The sequence below is a fragment of the Kitasatospora sp. NPDC004614 genome (assembly GCF_042873675.1).
Taxonomy (GTDB): domain Bacteria; phylum Actinomycetota; class Actinomycetes; order Streptomycetales; family Streptomycetaceae; genus Kitasatospora.
The window spans coordinates 331,148-348,520 of sequence record NZ_JBIALR010000001.1; the positions used below are offsets into that span (position 1 = coordinate 331,148).

The 17,373-nt window shown below is 70.5% G+C and carries 15 protein-coding genes and 1 pseudogene; 12 read left to right on the forward strand and 4 right to left on the reverse strand.

Annotation, left to right across the window (positions count from 1 at the left end; all coding sequences use genetic code 11):
* Nucleotides 1–3 precede the first annotated feature (3 nt).
* Nucleotides 4–576 carry a MarR family winged helix-turn-helix transcriptional regulator gene (locus tag ACFYST_RS01350; protein WP_387636010.1) on the reverse strand — a complete coding sequence of 191 codons (573 nt, stop codon included), beginning with the start codon at nt 574–576 and terminating at the stop codon, nt 4–6.
* A gap of 316 nt (nt 577–892) precedes the next feature.
* Here ACFYST_RS01350 and ACFYST_RS01355 point away from each other — a divergent pair, with 316 nt between their 5' ends.
* From ACFYST_RS01355 to ACFYST_RS01375, 5 genes are all read left to right on the forward strand, one after another.
* Complete coding sequence (locus ACFYST_RS01355) at nt 893–1,444, forward strand: Pycsar system effector family protein (RefSeq protein WP_387859063.1); 552 nt, start codon at nt 893–895, stop codon at nt 1,442–1,444.
* A 42-nt stretch (nt 1,445–1,486) separates the two neighbouring features.
* Entirely contained in the window at nt 1,487–2,140 is a 654-nt protein-coding gene (locus ACFYST_RS01360; RefSeq protein ID WP_387859065.1) for a Crp/Fnr family transcriptional regulator, read from the forward strand.
* 108 nt (nt 2,141–2,248) lie between these two features.
* Nucleotides 2,249–3,079, forward strand: a complete 831-nt coding sequence (locus ACFYST_RS01365) for a hypothetical protein (RefSeq protein WP_387859066.1) — start codon at nt 2,249–2,251, stop codon at nt 3,077–3,079.
* A gap of 46 nt (nt 3,080–3,125) precedes the next feature.
* Nucleotides 3,126–5,366, forward strand: a complete 2,241-nt coding sequence (locus ACFYST_RS01370; protein ID WP_387859068.1) for a hypothetical protein — start codon at nt 3,126–3,128, stop codon at nt 5,364–5,366.
* Nucleotides 5,367–5,440: 74 nt separating this feature from the next.
* Nucleotides 5,441–6,040, forward strand: a complete 600-nt coding sequence (locus tag ACFYST_RS01375; RefSeq protein ID WP_387859070.1) for a hypothetical protein — start codon at nt 5,441–5,443, stop codon at nt 6,038–6,040.
* A 605-nt stretch (nt 6,041–6,645) separates the two neighbouring features.
* Here the strand turns inward: ACFYST_RS01375 and ACFYST_RS01380 are convergent.
* A complete protein-coding gene (locus ACFYST_RS01380) occupies nt 6,646–8,442 on the reverse strand; it encodes a zinc-ribbon domain-containing protein (protein ID WP_387859072.1) in 1,797 nt (598 codons plus the stop codon).
* Between the two features lie 111 nt (nt 8,443–8,553).
* Between ACFYST_RS01380 and ACFYST_RS01385 the strand changes: the two genes are divergently transcribed.
* Genes ACFYST_RS01385 through ACFYST_RS01395 form a run of 3 tightly spaced genes read left to right on the forward strand, consistent with a single transcriptional unit; the run spans nt 8,554 to nt 10,997 of the window.
* Nucleotides 8,554–10,263 (forward strand): sialidase family protein, encoded by a 1,710-nt coding sequence (locus ACFYST_RS01385; protein ID WP_387859074.1) that lies wholly within the window; start codon nt 8,554–8,556, stop codon nt 10,261–10,263.
* A 54-nt stretch (nt 10,264–10,317) separates the two neighbouring features.
* Complete coding sequence (locus ACFYST_RS01390; RefSeq protein WP_387859076.1) at nt 10,318–10,608, forward strand: hypothetical protein; 291 nt, start codon at nt 10,318–10,320, stop codon at nt 10,606–10,608.
* Nucleotides 10,605–10,997 (forward strand): hypothetical protein, encoded by a 393-nt coding sequence (locus ACFYST_RS01395; protein WP_387859077.1) that lies wholly within the window; start codon nt 10,605–10,607, stop codon nt 10,995–10,997. Before ACFYST_RS01390 ends, ACFYST_RS01395 begins: the two co-directional genes overlap by 4 nt.
* Before the next feature lie 64 nt (nt 10,998–11,061).
* Here ACFYST_RS01395 and ACFYST_RS01400 read toward each other — a convergent pair.
* Both ACFYST_RS01400 and ACFYST_RS01405 read right to left on the reverse strand, forming a co-directional pair.
* Nucleotides 11,062–11,235, reverse strand: a pseudogene (locus tag ACFYST_RS01400) (response regulator transcription factor); the annotation flags it as partial.
* A 127-nt stretch (nt 11,236–11,362) separates the two neighbouring features.
* Nucleotides 11,363–12,097: a FadR/GntR family transcriptional regulator gene (locus ACFYST_RS01405; RefSeq protein ID WP_387859079.1), complete on the reverse strand. Its 735-nt coding sequence runs from the start codon at nt 12,095–12,097 to the stop codon at nt 11,363–11,365.
* Between the two features lie 54 nt (nt 12,098–12,151).
* On the opposite strand from ACFYST_RS01405, the gene ACFYST_RS01410 reads away from it, so the two are divergent.
* The 4 genes from ACFYST_RS01410 to ACFYST_RS01425 all read left to right on the forward strand — a co-directional run bounded on the left by ACFYST_RS01410 (nt 12,152) and on the right by ACFYST_RS01425 (nt 17,373).
* Nucleotides 12,152–12,928 carry a gamma-glutamyl-gamma-aminobutyrate hydrolase family protein gene (locus ACFYST_RS01410; protein WP_387859081.1) on the forward strand — a complete coding sequence of 259 codons (777 nt, stop codon included), beginning with the start codon at nt 12,152–12,154 and terminating at the stop codon, nt 12,926–12,928.
* The gene (locus ACFYST_RS01415; protein WP_387859083.1) at nt 12,925–14,355 is read left to right on the forward strand and encodes an amino acid permease; all 1,431 of its coding nucleotides are present in this window, start codon (nt 12,925–12,927) and stop codon (nt 14,353–14,355) included. Before ACFYST_RS01410 ends, ACFYST_RS01415 begins: the two co-directional genes overlap by 4 nt.
* A 160-nt stretch (nt 14,356–14,515) precedes the next feature.
* A complete protein-coding gene (locus ACFYST_RS01420) occupies nt 14,516–16,048 on the forward strand; it encodes a flavin monoamine oxidase family protein (protein WP_387859084.1) in 1,533 nt (510 codons plus the stop codon).
* Nucleotides 16,045–17,373 (forward strand): glutamate-cysteine ligase family protein, encoded by a 1,329-nt coding sequence (locus ACFYST_RS01425; RefSeq protein WP_387859086.1) that lies wholly within the window; start codon nt 16,045–16,047, stop codon nt 17,371–17,373. The genes ACFYST_RS01420 and ACFYST_RS01425 overlap by 4 nt, the downstream gene beginning before the upstream one ends.

The following is a 17,373-nucleotide window of genomic DNA, read 5'->3' on the forward strand; positions in this document are numbered from 1 at the left end:
TCGTCAGCCGCGAGGACGCCGGCCGCTGCGGCGCGGGGCCGGCTCCTCGCCGTTCAGCAGTGACCGGCGCCGGTCCTCGCCGTGCTCCTCGACCTGGAGCACCACCCGGCGCAGCCCGTCGGCCAGGCTGTGGCACTCCTCGTCGCTCAACTGCGCGGTGACGAACGACTCTTCCTCGTTGAACGCCGGGAACACCTCGCGCATGAACTCCTCACCCTCCGCCGTGAGCGCGAGCAGCACCAGCCTGCCGTCGGTGGGATGGTCGACCCGCCGCAGCAGGCCGCGCGACTCCAGCGTCCGCGACACCCCGGTCAGCGTGCCCTTGGAGATGCCCGCCTCCTCGGCGACCCGCCGCGTCTCGGACTCGCCCCACACCCACACCACCCAGAGCACCACGAACGCGGTCCAGGTCAGGTCCGAGCCGCGCAGCACCGAGTTCTCCAGGTGCTGCCGCACCGCGGACGCGGCCCGGTAGATGTTGGCCACCGCCGCCATCCGCTCCGCGCGGACGGGGATGCCGCCGAGTTTCGCCCCGACGAGCCGCTCCGCCTCGTTGATGGACCGTTGGCTGGGCACGGGTGCTCCCTCCGTCCGTTTCGTCATCGGAAGCCGCGGGCCGACCCGCGGCAGTTCGGTGTCGCATTGTACGGGCGCGCGGAACGCGGCCTCCGTCGGACGGCGGGATCAGGGGCCTGCCGACCTCCAACAACGGCGACCAGGTCTTCCTGGAGCGCCGCGCGCCGTTGCTGGAACGCTTCGTCCGCAAGAGTCGCGGGCGCATCGGGCCAAGGCAGCTCCGGTACCGGCCGCTGGATGTCCGAGTGTGATGCGGCGAACGGCGACGATGCCCGGTGCTGGGCTTCCGCTGGCTCTTCTGTCCAAGAGAGTGGTGATGACGGAATTGCTCGACCACCTCAGGGGGCTTTCGATGTCGGAGACGAATGGCGGAGCCGCTGGACTGTCGCCCGCTTCGGTGGAAGCGATACTCAGCATCCGGTCTGCAGCGGCATTGGTCGACCTGCAGCGCGCCGATGGGAAGGCTGCCACGCTCTGCGCGCTTGCCAGCGGCACCTTGGCTGCTGTGATGGCGGCCGCCCCGGCCTGGTCCGGCTGGTCGAAGCTGTTAAGTGCGGCGGTCTTGGTCGGTTGTGCGCTCCTGTTCGCTTCTGCGGCGGCCGCGCTTATCGCGATTCGGCCCGTGTTGCCACAGGGCAGGTTGTTGGCCGAGTTGGAGCCCTTCCGCTCCGGCGCGGCGACGGTGAGTGCGCATGCCGGTCCGATGACACTGGACGGGGAGACTCTGATCGACCTGGAGGTCCAGCGCCTGCGGCGACTGGCCGTGCTTGCAGAACGGAAGTACCTGGCCGTCAGGGTCTCGGTGGACCTGATCGCCTCGGCGGGCACGGTGACCGGAATTGGCCTGTTGTTGTCCTGCGCGGCTTGAGAGCATCGTGCCGCTGTTGCTGATTACTCTCAGGGGGGGCGCATGAGTCTTTGCCATGAATCTCTCATTGGTGACAAGTTGTGGTCGAAACTGCGCAGTCTTGCGCCGGAACGTACCCGTCCTGCCCGGTCCATGTTGCTTCGCCAGGGCGACCCGGGTGCACATGTCATCCTGCTCAGTTCGGGGTCGACCCTGGTGACAATGGCGGGCGCCAATGGCGAGCGGACGCTGTTGGCCGTGCGTGGTGCCGGCGAACTGCTGGGCGAACTCGCTGTCCTGGATACCGAGCCGCGCTCGGCCTCGGTGATCGCCGCAGAGCCGTGCCGCCTGCACCTCATCCCTGCGCCCGATTTCCTCACCTTCGTTCACGAACACGGGCTCATGACTGCTCTGTTGCGGCTGGCCATTGCGCGGGTCAGGGAGGCGGAGACCGCTCGGATGGAGATGGCGACAGCGCCAGTGCCAGTGCGGCTGGCGGCTGCGCTCGGTCGATTGGCGCGGGCGGCTTCCGCACACGACAGTGAGATTGTGGTGCGTTTGACTCAGACCGAGTTGTCGCAACTGATCGGGGCCTCTCGAAACGGCGTGGGTTGTGCAATCAGACCGTGGCGGGAGCAGGGCTGGGTCGGAACCGAGGCCGGTGGCGGACTGGTGATCCGGGACCTGGCGGCGATTCAGGCTGATGTGCTCACCTGAGTGACGCAGGCCACTCCGACGGTGCCCAGTGCTGTGCACCGCCGAGCCTTCTCGCCGAGCAGCATGGGGTCTCGTCAAACGCCCCGACTGCTGAAAGGCCGAACAGCCTTGACCTCCTTCGCCCTGGTACCGAATCACGACGCGCCGGGACACGACGTGCCGCCCGAGCAGGCTGTCGTGGTTGTCGACATGAAGGGCTACAGCCGGCTTCCCGAAGCGCAGATGGCGCCGGTCCGATCCTGTCTGGACAGGATCCTGGAGGCTGTCTTCACCCAGAGCGGACTGCCCGCGCCCCACACCCTGGAGGTCGGCCACAAGGATGCGGGTGACGGCGTCATCCTGGTTCTCCCGCCCAGGCACGCCGCGAGGCTGGTCGATCCGATGCTGGCCAACCTGAGCGCCGCACTCCAGCGGTACGAGGGCATCCGCACGGACTCGGAGCCAGTCATCCGCCTTCGTGCTGCCGTCAATGTCGGCCCGTTGAGCCTCCCCGGATACCGTGGCGACGCGATCAACAACGCCTGCCGACTGGTTAACAGCGACGCGGCCTACCAGGCAGTCGAGGCCGCGGTCGACAACGGCCTGTTCCTGGCCACTGTCCTGTCGGAGGCTGTCTACCAGCGCTCCGTGCAGGCCGGACGTACCAGCGCAGAACTGACGGATCGTCATTTCCTCTCGGCCACCGCCAAGGTGACAAACAAACCGGACTTCGAAGCACCGTGCCGACTCTTCGTTCCGGGCATGACCGCTAACTCCCTCCGCGGCTACCTTCCCGATCTCGGCGGGCCGGCTAAGCGCACCGACCCTCCGTGTCAGCTCAGCGAGCCGGGGCAGCCGGTCAGGACGACGGGCGCAGTGTTCAACTTTCATGCCCCGCTCAACGATTCGGTCGTCGCGAGTGACGTGCATACCCTCCACAACGGCCGCCGCATCCGCTGAATTGGCACCCACCCCATCTGTCTCGTTCTGTGCAAGGGAGAAGCCCATGTCCGACACCGTGTACCCACCGCATTCCGTCGGTGAGCCCGACGAGGAGGGTCACAGGAGCGAAGATCTGGGGTCGTTGCTGCCCAGTTGGGTGCAGCCCCAGCATGACCGTCGACCGGATCAGCCCGATCTCGCGACGGTCGCGGTCGGGGAGGCTCCGATCGAAGCGGCCCCGGCACAGCCCCCCACGCAGGAGGTGGCCCCGGGTCTCCACGCGGCTGAGGGCCAGGTGACGAACTTCCATGGCCAGGTCGGCGTCGTCGCCGGTTATATCGAGCGGCTGATCGTCGAGACCCGCAAACAGGACGTCCTCGAGGGCGAGGAGGTGGGGCGCACTGCTCTGCTCGGCCAGCCGTTTGTTCGCGGCTCCTGGAAGGAGGCATGGCAGGACGCGCTCGATCCGACGGGCTCCAGTCGGTTGCGGGATCCCATCCTGATCGTCGTCGCTCCTCGTGAGGTCGGCTCCACCACCTTCGCGCTGCGTCTGCTGGCCGAGCACACCGCGCACAGCACCACGGTGGTGAAGCTGCAGGCGGACTGGAAGTCGCCCAGTCGGACCAGGCTTCCATTGGAGCTGCAGCACGCCTTCCAGCTGGACCTCAAGGATCCGGAGACCGATCGCGTTTCGGCCGAGTTCCTTGCTTCGCTCGCGAAGCATGCCCAGAACCTTGCGGCTTGCGAGTCCCACCTGGTCCTGACTGTCGCGCAGGAACTGTGGGATGCCGGTCTGGTCTCTCCGCCCCGTGTGCGAGTACTGCGACTGGCGGAGGCCCCTGATGCCGGTCGGGTGGTAACCGCCCACCTTCGGGCCGGCGGATTTACCGAGCCTGCCACGGAGATCAGCGACTCCGAGCAGGCCTTGGCCCAACTGCGTGGCCTGAACGCCGTGGCAGCGGTGCGGGCAGTCGGCCGGATCGTTGCAGTCTGGAAGGAACACTGCCTGGACCAGCAGGCTCCTGCCCTCCTCCGGAACGGGGCGGCCCAGGGCGCTGCGAAGACGTTCGAGGAGCGGGTGCTCGGTGCTCTGTCGGACTGGCGCGAGGCATTGGACGAACTGTTCGGTGACCACACTCCCTCGCACGGTCGGACCGGCCAGTCGTTGGCCGTGGAAGACCGCTATCTGCTGCTCGCCCTGGCGGTGAGGCAATCCGCGCCGGTGTCCTTGGTGGCTGCGGATGCGAGGGAGTTGCAGCTAGCGGTGGAGTCGGCGAGCAGCGACTTGACGACAGGGGGCGCTGCGCGTGCAGCCTTCGCGGCGCGCGGGCTGCGGCGCCGTATCCAGGACGTCGGCGCCGCAGTCGACGGGCGCGACAGGGTGGTCTTCGACCGGCCCGCCTACGGGCGGGCGGTTCTCGAGTATGTCTGGGACAACTACGAGGTCCTGCGTGCACCGCTGCTCAGCTGGCTCGCGAAGCTGGCCGCCCGGCTCGACCCGCAGCACCCAGTGGTTGAGACGCTCGCGTCACTGGCGCTGCGCCACGGAACCAGAGAACATCTTAACAAGCTGGCCGAGTTGACCGAGCCGGGCCTGCTGGGCGCCATTCTCCGGACGGCGGTTCACGACGAACACGTCGGAAGCCTTGTTTGGGCCACCTTGTACCAGTGGGCTGATACGGGAAGCAACGCACCCACAGTGGTCTCCACCTGCCGCCTCGTCCTTGCCGATCCCGAAGTGAGCCCAGCTGCCGCGAAGATGGCTGTGGTCCGGCTGCGACGGGTTGCTCAGAAGGCCAGCGTCCAATCTCTCCGGCAGAGCGTACTCGCAGCGTTCGATGAACTCGCTCGCCGGACGTCCGGTCGCGCCAGGCTGGTCACCGAGGTGCAGTCATGGCAGCAGGCCAAGGGATCGCCCCAGAGCGGGACCCTTGCCTTCCTCGCCCTCATGTCGGTGGAAAGGACCGGGTTGCCGTGGCTGTTGTCGACCGAGGCGTCGGACATTGATGTCCAGCGGGCCCTGATGGAACTGCTCGGCAGCGCTGAGACCGCGATCGAGACAATTCCTCGAATCACGGAATGGATTCGCTCCTGCGCAGACGATTCTGGCAGTTACACGCAACTCCGCGACCAGTTGCTCGTCCCGCTCCGCGGCCATCGAATGTTCCAGGCGGGGATGGACCTGATGAAGGCGCTCACAGGTTCCGTCACGGCGCAGGGGGTGGACATCGCCGAGGACTTCTACCACCACCTGGTCGGTGCCCCGCTCCACGGTGTCTTCCCGTTTGACCGCACCGCCCGATGAGATGGCCGTGGGAACGGGCAAGGCGCACCACTGGGTGCCCTCGGCCGTGTCAGCTGCCAAGCGTAGAAGTCGGCGTGCCGTTCGAGGCCACCTTCACTGTCGTCTGGCAGCCCACTCTGAGACGCCGGGCCAATCTGGCGGAGCAGGTGCGTAGTGACCTTCGTCTTGCCGCCGGGAAGGTGACGGCGGACCTGATGCCGGACGACCTGCTCGGGGCCGAGGACACTCTCAACGCAGTGTTCGGCGCCCCCGAAGCCTGGAACAAGCCGTATTACCTTCTGCACTCCGCGAAGTTCGATCTCCGCCTGTCGCCAACCTCGCAGAACGCTCTGGCGGTACGGAGGGCCGACACTGAACGGATCCGGCGATTGGAGTTTCTCAAAGCATCGCTCTACGACCACCCAGACCTTGTGGTGCTTGACTACCTGGAGCGGTGCTCCGTGCTCCCGGACGACAGCAAGGTCGCCGATCTGGAGCGGCTCGCACGCGCGATCAGGTCTCACAACTCCTGGTGGCACCCCTTGCTCGAGCTGTGGGAATCGGTGGGTGCCGGCTTTAAAGACCGGGGAATCCAACACGAGGCGATGAAAGCACTGCTCCAGCGCTCCGTTGATGCCCTACAGGCGGTGGCAGCTCCACCGGACCCGGGCACCCCGGACAGGCGCCCCGGATGAGGTTGGTCCTCTGGAGAATCCTGCTCGCACCGTTCACGACTCTTCGGGCATTCCGTCTCCAACGGCTCAGCCGCTCTCCATTCGATCTAGACAGTGCATGGCGGCAGGCCCGAATGCATCACGCGCCCGACGAGGTTGAATATTTCCTCCGCCGATATGTCAGCGAGACGAGAGTCCGTAGGACCCGTTCCCAGTAGCGGTGTGGGGACCCCTGAGCGCGGGCCGGGGCCGGACGATTCCCCCAAGCCTCGCCTGCCGTTGTAGTTGTCGGCGGGGTTGCGGCACGCGGTGACGAGCGGGCCAGGAAAGGTTAGGTAGCCGAACACGGTGCCCGGGGGCGGTCGGGCGGCCGGTGTTCAACGCGAGTGCCCGATCACGTTAGGCGGTGGGCTGAGGGGCTCAGCACGTGCAGGGTTTATGGCGGGGGCGGCGATCAGGCGGCCCGCGACGGTGTGGATCCCCAGCGGCAGCTCCGCGCAGGAATGCAGGACGTCCCGCGTTACCTCCGGCTCGCTCTGCAGCCGCCCCTCGCCGCCCCGTCGACCGAGGAGGGCGAGCGCCTCGTCCGGCTCCATCACGTCCAGTGCGACGTGGTGAAAACGGTCTCAACTCCGCTCGGCGAGCGCCCAGTTCTTCACCCGCTCGATGACCTCGTCCGGGCGCGGGGCGCTCGAGTGGACGGTGAACTCGGCGTAGCCCGGGTGGTCGACGGGCAGCGGTGGGAGCGGGTGTTCGCGGAGGCGGGCGACCAGGTGGCCGGCGGCGAGCAGGTCGCGGGACTTGTCGGTGTCGAGGGCGGTCTTGTCGGCGTGCCAGTAGGCGCCGTCGTACTCGATGGCGAGGGTGCGGCCGTCGGGGAGGTCGACCGTGATGTCGACGGACCAGCTGTTGCGCCGGACGAAGGCGGCGTGACGTACGGTCCGGCCGGACGAGGCGGTGCCGAAGACCCGTTCCGCGGCCGCGTGGTGGCTCAGCTCCACCTGCGACTTGCCGTGCTCGCGGCACTCCGGGCAGCCGCTGCCGTTGGTGCGGGAGGCGAGCGGCGCCTGCCAGGTGTGCCCGCCCGGGCAGGTCCAGACGGGGACGAACACGGTCTGCGCGGTGGGGCGGACCTGCCAGGGGGAGAGCGGGTTGACGGGCGACCACTCGGCGGCGAGGTCCGGGAAGTGGAAGGCCAGCGAGTCGAGGATGGTGCGGCACTCGGGGCAGCGCAGTCGATGTCCCTTTTCGCGCTGCTCGGGCGTGTCCTGCCACTCGTGGCCGCAGACCGGGTCCTGCCACCAGACGGTGCGGCGCGACTTGGGCGAGATCTTGGCCAGGCTGGTGCGGCCGTTGCGGGTCGGGTGCCACTGGCCGGCGAGCTCCGGGCTCAGCCGGAACGGGGCCGCATCGAGGGCCTCGGCCTGCTTGCGGGCGGCGGCGGTCTTCATGCTCCGGCAGGACGGGCAGCCCGACTCCAGGTACCGCAGCGGGGTCACCCGGGGGTGGTGGCCCTGCGGGCAGCGGAAGCGGCGCAGCCAGTGGTCGCCGGCGACGCACACCGTGCGCGGGTCCTCCTCGTCGGCCCACGCTTCGAGGAGCTCGGGTATGTCGGCGACCGGTGTCACCTTCAGCCGGGCCAGCTCGGTGTCCCGTTCGGCCCGGCGCTTGGGTTCGCACGCCGGGCACCGCCGGCTGTGCAGCATGTCGCTGACCCGGGCCCGGAACCGCAGGTCGCAGTCGGGACAGTGCCAGGCCACCTCGCGCACGGCGGTGACGGTGACGGTCTCCCACTGCGCGGCGTCATTGGCCTCGTGGTCCCACCAGTCGAGCACGGGCAGCCCCGAGTCCTTGAGCAGGTCCCGCTTCTTCTCGCCCGGGGCGTTGGAAGTCTGCCGGGCCCGGCTCGGGTTGGTCCCGCACCGGCACCCGAACGCGATGTCGCCCATCCGCTCGGCGGCCTGCCGCCCGCAGTACCGGCAGCGGACGTGGTGGGGGTCGCCCTCCAGCGACGGTTCGGTCAGCGCGGCCAGGTGCTCGTAGCCGTGCTGCTCGGCGTGGGCGCGCGCCTGCTCGACCGGAACGGGCGTCAGGTCCGCGTACGGGCCCTGGTTGCGGCGGACGTCCAGCGCCCACTGCCGCCAGTAGCAGGCCCGGCAGGTCGCCTCGCCCTCCTTGTTCTTCTCCAGCGTGTACTCGAGGCGGTAGTGCGCCTCGCAGCCGCAGTTGAGGCACCTGGTCAGCCGCCAGGCCGTCGGCTTCGCGAAGGGTTCGAGCGGCTCCAGGCCGCCGGCGCGCAGGATTCCGGTGATGTGGTCGTCGCACCAGGCGTCGCGGGAGCGGGTGCGGTACGCGGTGGGCTGCGAACAGCCGGGGGCCGCGCAAAGCTGGACCGGCTTACTGGGCGTCGATATGGCACTCACCTGCGGATCTTCCCACAGAGGCGGTTCCGGACGCCTATTCGGTGTTGACGGAGTATTTACTCGCGCTTGCCACCCTCTGGGGTACCGCAACTGGAAACCCAGGGGGTCAAGTTGTCCAGACGATTCCTGGCCGCGGGCCGGTCGGTGGCTCTGCTGCTGACCGGCGTCGCCGCCGTCGCATCCGTTCTCGTCGCACCGGGCCGCGCGCAGGCGTCCCCGTTCTGCGACCAGCCCGATCCGCCGCCGATCTGCTTCGAGCAGCCGGACCCGCCGGAGCCCGACCGGGCCGCCGAGGGCTGGCTCGACGCGATGTACGGCGCCAACGGCGGCGTCGTGGTGGCGGGTTGGGCCGCCGACCCCGACACGACCGGACCGGTGCAGGTCAGGGTTCGCCGCAACGGCACGCTGGTTCAGACGTTCACCGCCAACACCTACCGCCCCGACGTCGGCGCCCACGGCTTCTCGCAGACGCTGCCGGCCGCCCCGGCGGGCCCGCAGACCATCTGCCTTGCCGCTGTCAACGTCTACGGCGGCGCACCGCGCCGGGCAGCCGAGACGTCCCTGGGGTGCCGCACCTTCACCGCCGGCCTCTACACCGTCGGCGCGGACCCCTACAGCAACGCCGACACCCAGCACTCGGCCGCCGTCGAGGCGGACAGCTTCGGCTGGGGCGGCACCGTCGTCAGCGCCTACCAGGTCGGCCGGGGCTACAGCGGCGGCTCGACCAACACCGGCTTCGCCGCCTCCCGCGACGGCGGACTCAACTGGACGTCCGGCGCCCTGCCCGGCCTCACCGTCGCCGCCGGCGGCACCCACGAACGCGCCAGCGACCCGGTGGTGGCGTACAGCGCCCGGCACGACACCTGGATGGTCGGCAGCCTGGTCTTCGACGGGGGCGACGGCCGCGGCATCATGGTCAACCGCTCCACCGACGCCGGCAGTCACTGGTCCGCCCCCACCTGGGCGATCGGCAACGACGGCGGCGCCTGGGACAAGGAGTGGATCGCCTGCGACAACTGGGCCTCCAGCCCCTCCTACGGCACCTGCTACCTGACCGTCACCAAGCTCGCCGGCTACCAGGTCGAACTCGCCAAGTCCGTTGACGGCGGCCTGAGTTGGACGCCGCTCAACGGCCCCCGACCGTCCGCCAACGGAAGCTTCCCGGTGGTCCGCCCGGACGGCACCCTGGTCGTCCTGTACGGGCTGGCCGGCCGCGTCAGCTCCTTCACGATGACCGGCGGCGGCACCGCCTGGACCAGCCCGGTACCGATCAGCAGCGGCAGCCAGTACGACGTCCCGGGCCTGCGCGACGTCTCCGTGGTCTCCGCCGACACCGACAGCACCGGCCGCATCAACGCCGTCTGGCACGGCTGCCGCACTGCGACCGGCTGCGCCTGGAACAACCTCGTCCAGGCCACCTCGACGGACGGCCAGAACTGGACGGTCACCGAGATCGACACCTGCCCCGACACCGCCCTGTGCGCCGCCAGCAACCAGTTCGCCCCGTCGATCACGGCCGACCCGCTCAACCCCGGCCGCTTCGCCATCGTCTACAACGACCTCTGGAACGGCGCCGTCTCGGTCAAGTACCTCTCCTCCACCGACGGCGGCCGCACCTGGAAGAAACGCACCACCCCACTCGCCGACGCCATGCCCCTCACCCGCATGCCCGACACCAACCAGGGCCGCATGCTAGGCGAATACCTCGGCATCGCACCCGCCAACGGCAGCGTGGTCACCACCTTCCCGGTCGCCGCCGCACCCGCCGACGGGCAGGCGTTCGCGCAGACGATGTCCACGTACACACCGCTGGGCTTCTAGGGCGCCGATCCCTTGCGGTACACCGCTGGTACACCAGCGGTGTACGCTCGTGGTATGGCTGATGCGACGATCAAGGTTTCCCCTGATACGCGTGACCGGCTGGCCGCTCTCGCGGCGGCCCGCGGTACCACGATCGGCGCCCAGGTGACGCTGCTGGTGGAGCAGCAGCCCACTGTGGAGCAGATCGCCGAGCGCGTGGCCGAGGGCCGCCGGCTACTTCGGGAGCACTTCGGGATGACCCTGACCGACGCGGAGCTGGACCAGGGGCCGGACCTGCTGCAGCGGGTCTATGGCATCGCCGCGGAGGACGCCCGTGCCAAGGTCACCCCGAGGCGCAGCGCGTGATCATTCTGGATTCCAGCGCCCTGGCCGCGCTGGCCGCCGGTCACCCGCGCCTGCACCGGGTGGTGGATGCCGCTCTGCACAGCCCGTTCCGGCATCTGGTGGTGCCAGTGCTGTGCCTGGTCGAGGCCGAGATCAAGGACGAGGGTGCCGCTCGCGCGGTCCTGGCGTTGCCCTCCTTGGAGTTCGAGCCGCTCGACGCGAGTACCGCCGTGCTGGTGGCGACGATGGTCCGTGACGGCTACGGGAGCCAGGGCCTGGCGCACGCGATCGCCGCGAGTCTGCCCACCCCGGCGCGCCCGCAACAGCACCTGATCCTGACGGCCGACCCGGAGCTCTACCCGCCCGGGGTTGTCACCGTCGACATCGACGATCCCCGGCTGGAGCCGTAGGCGCTGCGGCTCCTGTGCCGGCTCCGGCGACGGTCGCCCCGGCGCCGTCGGGGGAGTTGGCATGTCAAGGCGTCAGGTACCCCTGGGAGAAGCCTGCGGCCACGGCGGAGGCGCGATCGGTGGCGTGGAGCTTGGCGTACAGGTGGAGCAGGTGCGTCTTGACGGTGGCCTCGCTGATGAAGAGCTGTCGGGCGGCCTCGCGGTTGGTGGTGCCCTTGGCGATCAGTTCGAGGATTTCCAGTCAGCGGACTGCGGGCGCCGGGCAACTGGCTCGGCGCCACCGGGCAAATCGAATTCCCCTGACCCCGGCCGGAGTTCATGGCCTGGGAGTTCAGGGCTCGGCCGGCTCCTGAACCGGCGGGAGGTCAGGACTCGGTCGGTTCCTGGACGAAGGGGAGGCAGAGGTCGGCGGTGGCCTCCGCGTGGATGGTGAACTGTTTGCGGGCGCGGGACGGGTCGCGGGCCTCGATGGCGGCGGCGAGGGCGCGGTGGCGTTGGGAGGGGGTGCTGCGGGATTCGGTGCCGCCGGGGTGGCCGGCGAGGAGGCGGGTCAGTTCGTGCTGGATGCCCTGTTCGGCTTCCAGCAGGCGCCTGGAGCCGGAGAGTTCGGCGATGTACAGGTGGAGGCCGGCGTCGGCGGTGCGGTAGGCCTCGGAGTCGGCGACGACGGCGTCGGCGGCGTCCTCGAGTTCGCGCATCCGGGCCAGGCCGGCGTCGGAGGCGCGTAGTGCGGCGCGGGCGGAGGCTTCGCCGGAGATGGCGATCCGCCAGGCCGTCAGTTCTTCGATGTCGGCGCGGGTGTAGGGGTGGAGGGCGGTCAGTTCGCCGATCCGGGTGAGGATGTCGGGGACGACGAAGGTGCCGGCGCCGCGGCCGCGGCGGGTTTCGATCAGGCCGTCCTCGCGGAGGACCGCCATCGAGTGCCGGACGGTCATCACGGCGACGCCGAACAGTTCGGCCAGGGTCTTCTCGGGTGGCAGGCGGTCACCGCCGACCAGGATCCGTGCGCCGATCAGCTCGCCGAGCCGTCGAGCGATGGCCTCGGCCGCCCCTGCGGCGCGCACCGGCTCGATGTGTTGGGTCCACCCCTTGCCATCCATGAAATCTATCTTCTAGATTTCGGATCTCATCCGCAAGCTGTTCATGGAGAGCTTATGAGCGTCACCGATCATCCGGAACCCCTCATCGGGATACCCGTCCGTCTCAGCGACGGCGACGCTCCTGGCGCCGACGCGCGCATCGGCGAGGCCAACGCGATCTTCGAGCAGGTCGTGGACCTGATCCGGGCCGCCGGCGCGCGCCCGGTCCTGCTCCAGCCGGACGCCGAGGGCAACCCGTCGGGCGCCGAACTGGCCGAGTGCGCCGGCTTCGTGGTGCCCGGCGGCGGGGACGTCGACCCGGCGCTGTACGGCGAGGACGCGAACCACCCGTCGCTGTACGACGTCAACCCCGTGCAGGACCGGCTGGACGAGACCGTGCTGCGGTACGCGCTCGACAACGGCCGCCCGATGCTCGGCATCTGCCGCGGCATGCAGCTGCTCAACATCGTCCGCGGCGGCACCCTGCACGTGGACACGGCGCCGACCGACGTCACGCACAACCCGCCGGCCGGGGTCGAGTGGGCCACCCACGAGGTCTCGCTGGAGGCAGGCAGCGCGGTCGCCGAGGCGTTCGGCCGCGACCGGATCGACATCGCGTCCGGGCACCACCAGGCGGTCGACCGGGTCGGCGAGGGCCTGACGGTCTCGGCCCGGGCCGACGACGGCTGCGTGGAGGCCGTCGAGTTGACCGGCGACGCGGACGCGGCCTGGACGGTCGGCGTCCAGTGGCACCCGGAGGCGCTGGAGCCCGTGGAGGAGCTGCGGCTGCCGCTGTTCCGCGCGCTGCTGAACCAGGTGGAGGCCCGGCACGGAGTGGAGCTGCGGTCGTGAGCGAGGTAAGAGAGAACACCGAGGCGCAACTGCTCGAGGACGCCCACGACACGGCCGTCGCGGCCGGCGGGGCGCAGCTGTCGCGGAGCCTGCTCAGCCGCCACATGACCATGATCAGCATCGGCGGCGCGGTCGGCGCCGGGCTGTTCGTCGGCTCCGGCGTGAGCATCCAGCAGGCCGGTCCGGGCGTGCTGATCTCCTACGCACTGACCGCCGGCATCGTCATCGTGGTGATGCGGATGCTCGCCGAGATGTCGGTGACCCGCCCCGACACCGGCGCCTTCGCGGTGTACGGCCGCCTGGCGTTCGGCCGCTGGGCCGGCTTCGCCAGCGGCTGGATCTACTGGGTGGGCTGGCCGCTCGGCATGTGCATCGAGTCGATCGCCGCCGGGAAGATCGTGCACGGCTGGATCCCCGCCATGCCAGTCTGGCTGATCGCCGTGCTGATGCTGGTCGTGGTGACCGCCGTCAACCTCGGCTCCGTCCGCGCCTACGGCGAGATGGAGTTCTGGGTGGTCTGGGTGAAGGTCGCCGTGATCGCCCTGTTCATCGGCGTCGGCCTGGTCGCCGTGTCCGGCCTGCTGCCCGGCACGCCCGCCCCTGGCACCGACAACCTGCTCGGCCAGGGCGGCTTCCTGCCGATGGGCTTCAGCGGGATCGTCATCGCCACCTCCGGCGCGATGTTCTCCTTCTCCGGCACCGAGATCGTCACGATCGCCGCCGGTGAGGCCGAGGACGCCGCCGCCGCGATCCGCAAGAGCACCCGCACCATCATGTGGCGGGTCACCGTGTTCTACCTCGGCTCGCTGTCCGTCGTGGTGCTGCTGCTCCCGTGGAACAGCGCCGCCGTCGGCGACAGCCCGTTCGCCGCCACCCTGGACCACCTCGGCATGCCGGGCGCGTCCACCGTGCTGAACGTGGTGCTGTTCGCGGCGATGCTCTCCACCATGAACTCGCAGGTCTACGCGAGCTCCCGGATGCTGTTCGCGCTGGCCCGCGACAAGGACGCGCCGTCGCTGTTCGCCCGGATCTCCCGCCGCGGCGCCCCGCACACGGCGATCCTGTTCACCTCCGCGCTCGCCGCGGCCTGCCTGGTGCTCGAAGTGGTCCACCCCACGGACGCCTTCAGCCGACTCGTCGACATCACCGGCGACACCGTCTACGTCACCTGGATCGGCATCGCCGCCGCCCACCTGGTGCTCGGCCGCCACGACCGCGCCGACGGCCGCCGCCCCGCCGAGGGCACCGCCGTCTGGCTGTTCCCCGGCCTCACCTGGGCCGTCCTGCTCGCCCTGCTCGGCCTGTACGCGGTGATGATCGTCCTCGCCGAATCCCGGGCGGACGCCCTGCTGGCCCTGGCCCTCACCGTGGTCGTGTCGCTCGCGGGCTACTGGCTCCAGCGCAAGCAGGAACCCTCCCTGAAGTAAGGGCCTGACCGACGGCCGGTGGGGGGCCGGCCGGCGGTGCGGATGCGAACCGGCCGGGCCGGTGGCAGCGTGTTCCGAAGACGCGGCGACGTCCGGGCACGGGAGGGTGCGAGCAGGGCAGGACGGGGCGCCGCGCGGTTCGCGAACCGAAGGGGCCCCGATGTTCGACACCAGTTTTGCGTTCCCCCGCGCCCTGCTGACACCGACCGCCGGACCCGGCGGCCGAGTGGTCGTGATCGGCGCCGGCATCGCCGGCCTGGTGTGCGCGTACGAGCTCCAGCGGCGCGGATTCGACGTGACGGTGTACGAACGCGGCAACCGGCCCGGCGGACGGATCCGTACCCACCGGTTCTGGGACGGCACGCACGCCGACCTCGGCGCGATGCGGATCCCCGCCAACCACCACTGCGTGCTGCACTACGTGGAACGGTTCCGGCTGGCCACCCGGCCCTTCGTCAACACCAACCCGCAGGCCTACTACCACCTGCGCGGCAGCCGGGTCCGGGTCCGCGAAGTCGCCTCGCTGTTCCCCGCCTTCGCTCTCCGCCCCGAGGAACGCCACGCCCCGTCCGCCCTGCTGGAACGCGTCCTCGCCCCCGTCTGGCGGGCCCTCACCGTCGAACAGCAGCGCCGCGCACTGGACGGCCGCTGGGACGACCCGGCCCTGGAGCGCGCCGCCTCGCTCTCGCTGTGGCAGTTCGTCCACCAGCACCTCTCGCAGGACGCCTGGGACCTGTTCGGCCACGCCAGCGGCCTCGCCCACTACGAGCAGTCCTCGCTGCTGGAAGTCCTCGTCGACTACTTCGGCCTGTTCCACCGCGGCCAGGTCGAACTCATCGACGGCATGGACTCCCTGGCGCACGCCTTCGTCCGCTCGCTGCGCCCCGGCACCCTGCGGCTGTCCACCCGGATCGACGAACTCACGCTGCGCGCCGACGGCGTAAAGGTGCGCGGGCGGCGGATCGGCAGCCGGATCGACGACCGCGCCGACTTCGTGGTCTGCTGCATCCCCGCCCCCGCGCTCGACCAGATCACCGTCACCCCCGGCCTGCCGCACGCCCAGCGCCACGCGGTGCGCGGCATCAGCTACGCGTCCAGCGCCAAGACCGTGCTGCACGTGACCCGCCGCCGCTGGGAGATCGAGGACGGCATCCACGGCGGCGGCAGCTTCACCGACCTGCCGATCCAGCAGTGCTGGTACCCGTCCGACAACGCGGTGCGCACCGACGGCGGCGTCAACGGCTCCGGCACCCCCCGCTGGGGCGCCCTCGACCGGCTGCGCTCCGCCGAACCCGCCGCGCTGCTCGGCGCCTACCTGTGGGGGGCCAACGCGCGCCGGTTCGCCGCGCTCGAACAGGCCGACCGGGAGGCGCTGGTACTGGAGTGCCTGGAGAAACTGCACCCCGGCATCACCGGCGACGTCGACGACATCGTGCACTGCAACTGGGACGTACAGACCGGCATGGGCGGCGGCGCGTTCGCCCACCTCACCCCCGGCGAACACACCCGCTACCTGTCGGTGCTCGGCGCGCCGCACCCCGCGAACCGGCCGCGGATCTTCTTCGCCGGCGAGCACCTGTCCGGCGCGCACGCCTGGTGCCAGGGCGCCGCACAGTCCGCGCTCGGCGCCGTCGTCGCCCTGCTCGACCACGCCGAGCAGGCCCGCACGACCGCCCCGGTGAGCGCCCCGTGACGGACCGCTCCGTGATGGACCGGGCGCAGCTGCTCGCCCCGCTGGCGCCGCCCGCCGGCGCCACCGAGCAGGTCGGCGTCGAGGTCGAGTGCGGCCTGCTCGACCCCGTCACCGGCATCGGCGCCCGCTACTCCGGCCCGCGCGGAGTGCGGACCCTGCTGGAGGCGGTGCTCCAACACTGGGGCGGCGAACCGGAGTTGGACGGCGACTGCCTGACGGGCGTTCGGCTGCCCGACGGCAGCACCGTCACGCTCGAACACGGCGGGCAGATCGAGTACTCCTCCACCCCCGGGCCCGGCGTCGGCAAGACCATGGACGAAGTCCGCGCCGCGCTGGCCCGGCTCGCCGACCTCGCCGCCGGCTTCGGCCTGGCCCTCGTCCCCGGTGGCAACCTGCCCTTCGGTCGGCTCGCCGACGTCGAATGGGTACCGATGTCCCGCGGCGCCCTGATGCGCCAGTACTTCGCCGACCTCGGCCCCGGCGGGGCCCGCGCCCCGCACGTGATGGGGCTGTCGCTGTCCACCCAGGCCACCCTCGACTTCCTCGGCCCCGAGGACTTCACCCGGAAACTGCGGATGCAGACCGCCGTCGCCCCCGTGATCTCCGCCCTGTTCGTCAACTCGCCACTCCACGAAGGACGTCCGTGCGGACTGCTGTCCCACCGCTCCTGGGCCTGGCTGCGAATGGACCCCCGCCGGGCCGGCCTGCTGCCACCCGCGCTGCGGCCCGACGTCGCCGCCGACGACATCGTCGACTGGGCGCTCGGCATCCCGCTGATCCACTACCGCACCCCTGACGGCCACTACCACCGCGCCCCCGACGGGACCTTCGCCGACCTGCTCCGCCACGGCCTCGACGAGGCCCCCCGGCGCTGGGCCGCCCACCTCGACCAGCTCTGGACCGACACCCGCGTTCGCCACACCCTCGAGCTGCGCGGCGCCGACGGCCCGCCCCACCCCCACCTCGCCGCCCTGCCCGCACTCTGGACCGGCCTCACCTACCACCGCCAATCCTGCGACGCCGCCTGGGAGTTGACCGGCCACCACGGCGCCGCCGAACACCGTGCCGCCCGTAACCGACTCCCCGTCCACGGCCTCGACACCCGCCTCGGCGACACCCCCGTCCGCCCACTCGCCGCCGAACTGCTCCGCCTCGCCCGGGCCGGACTCGACGCCCGGGTCGCCGCCGGACTCGAACCCCCGCACGTGCCCGGCTACCTCGACCCGCTGGACGAGATCGTCGCCACCGGCCGGACCTTCGCCGCACAGGCCCTGGCGCGCTGGGACGGTGACCCGGCGCGGTATGTCGCCACCTATCGAATCTGA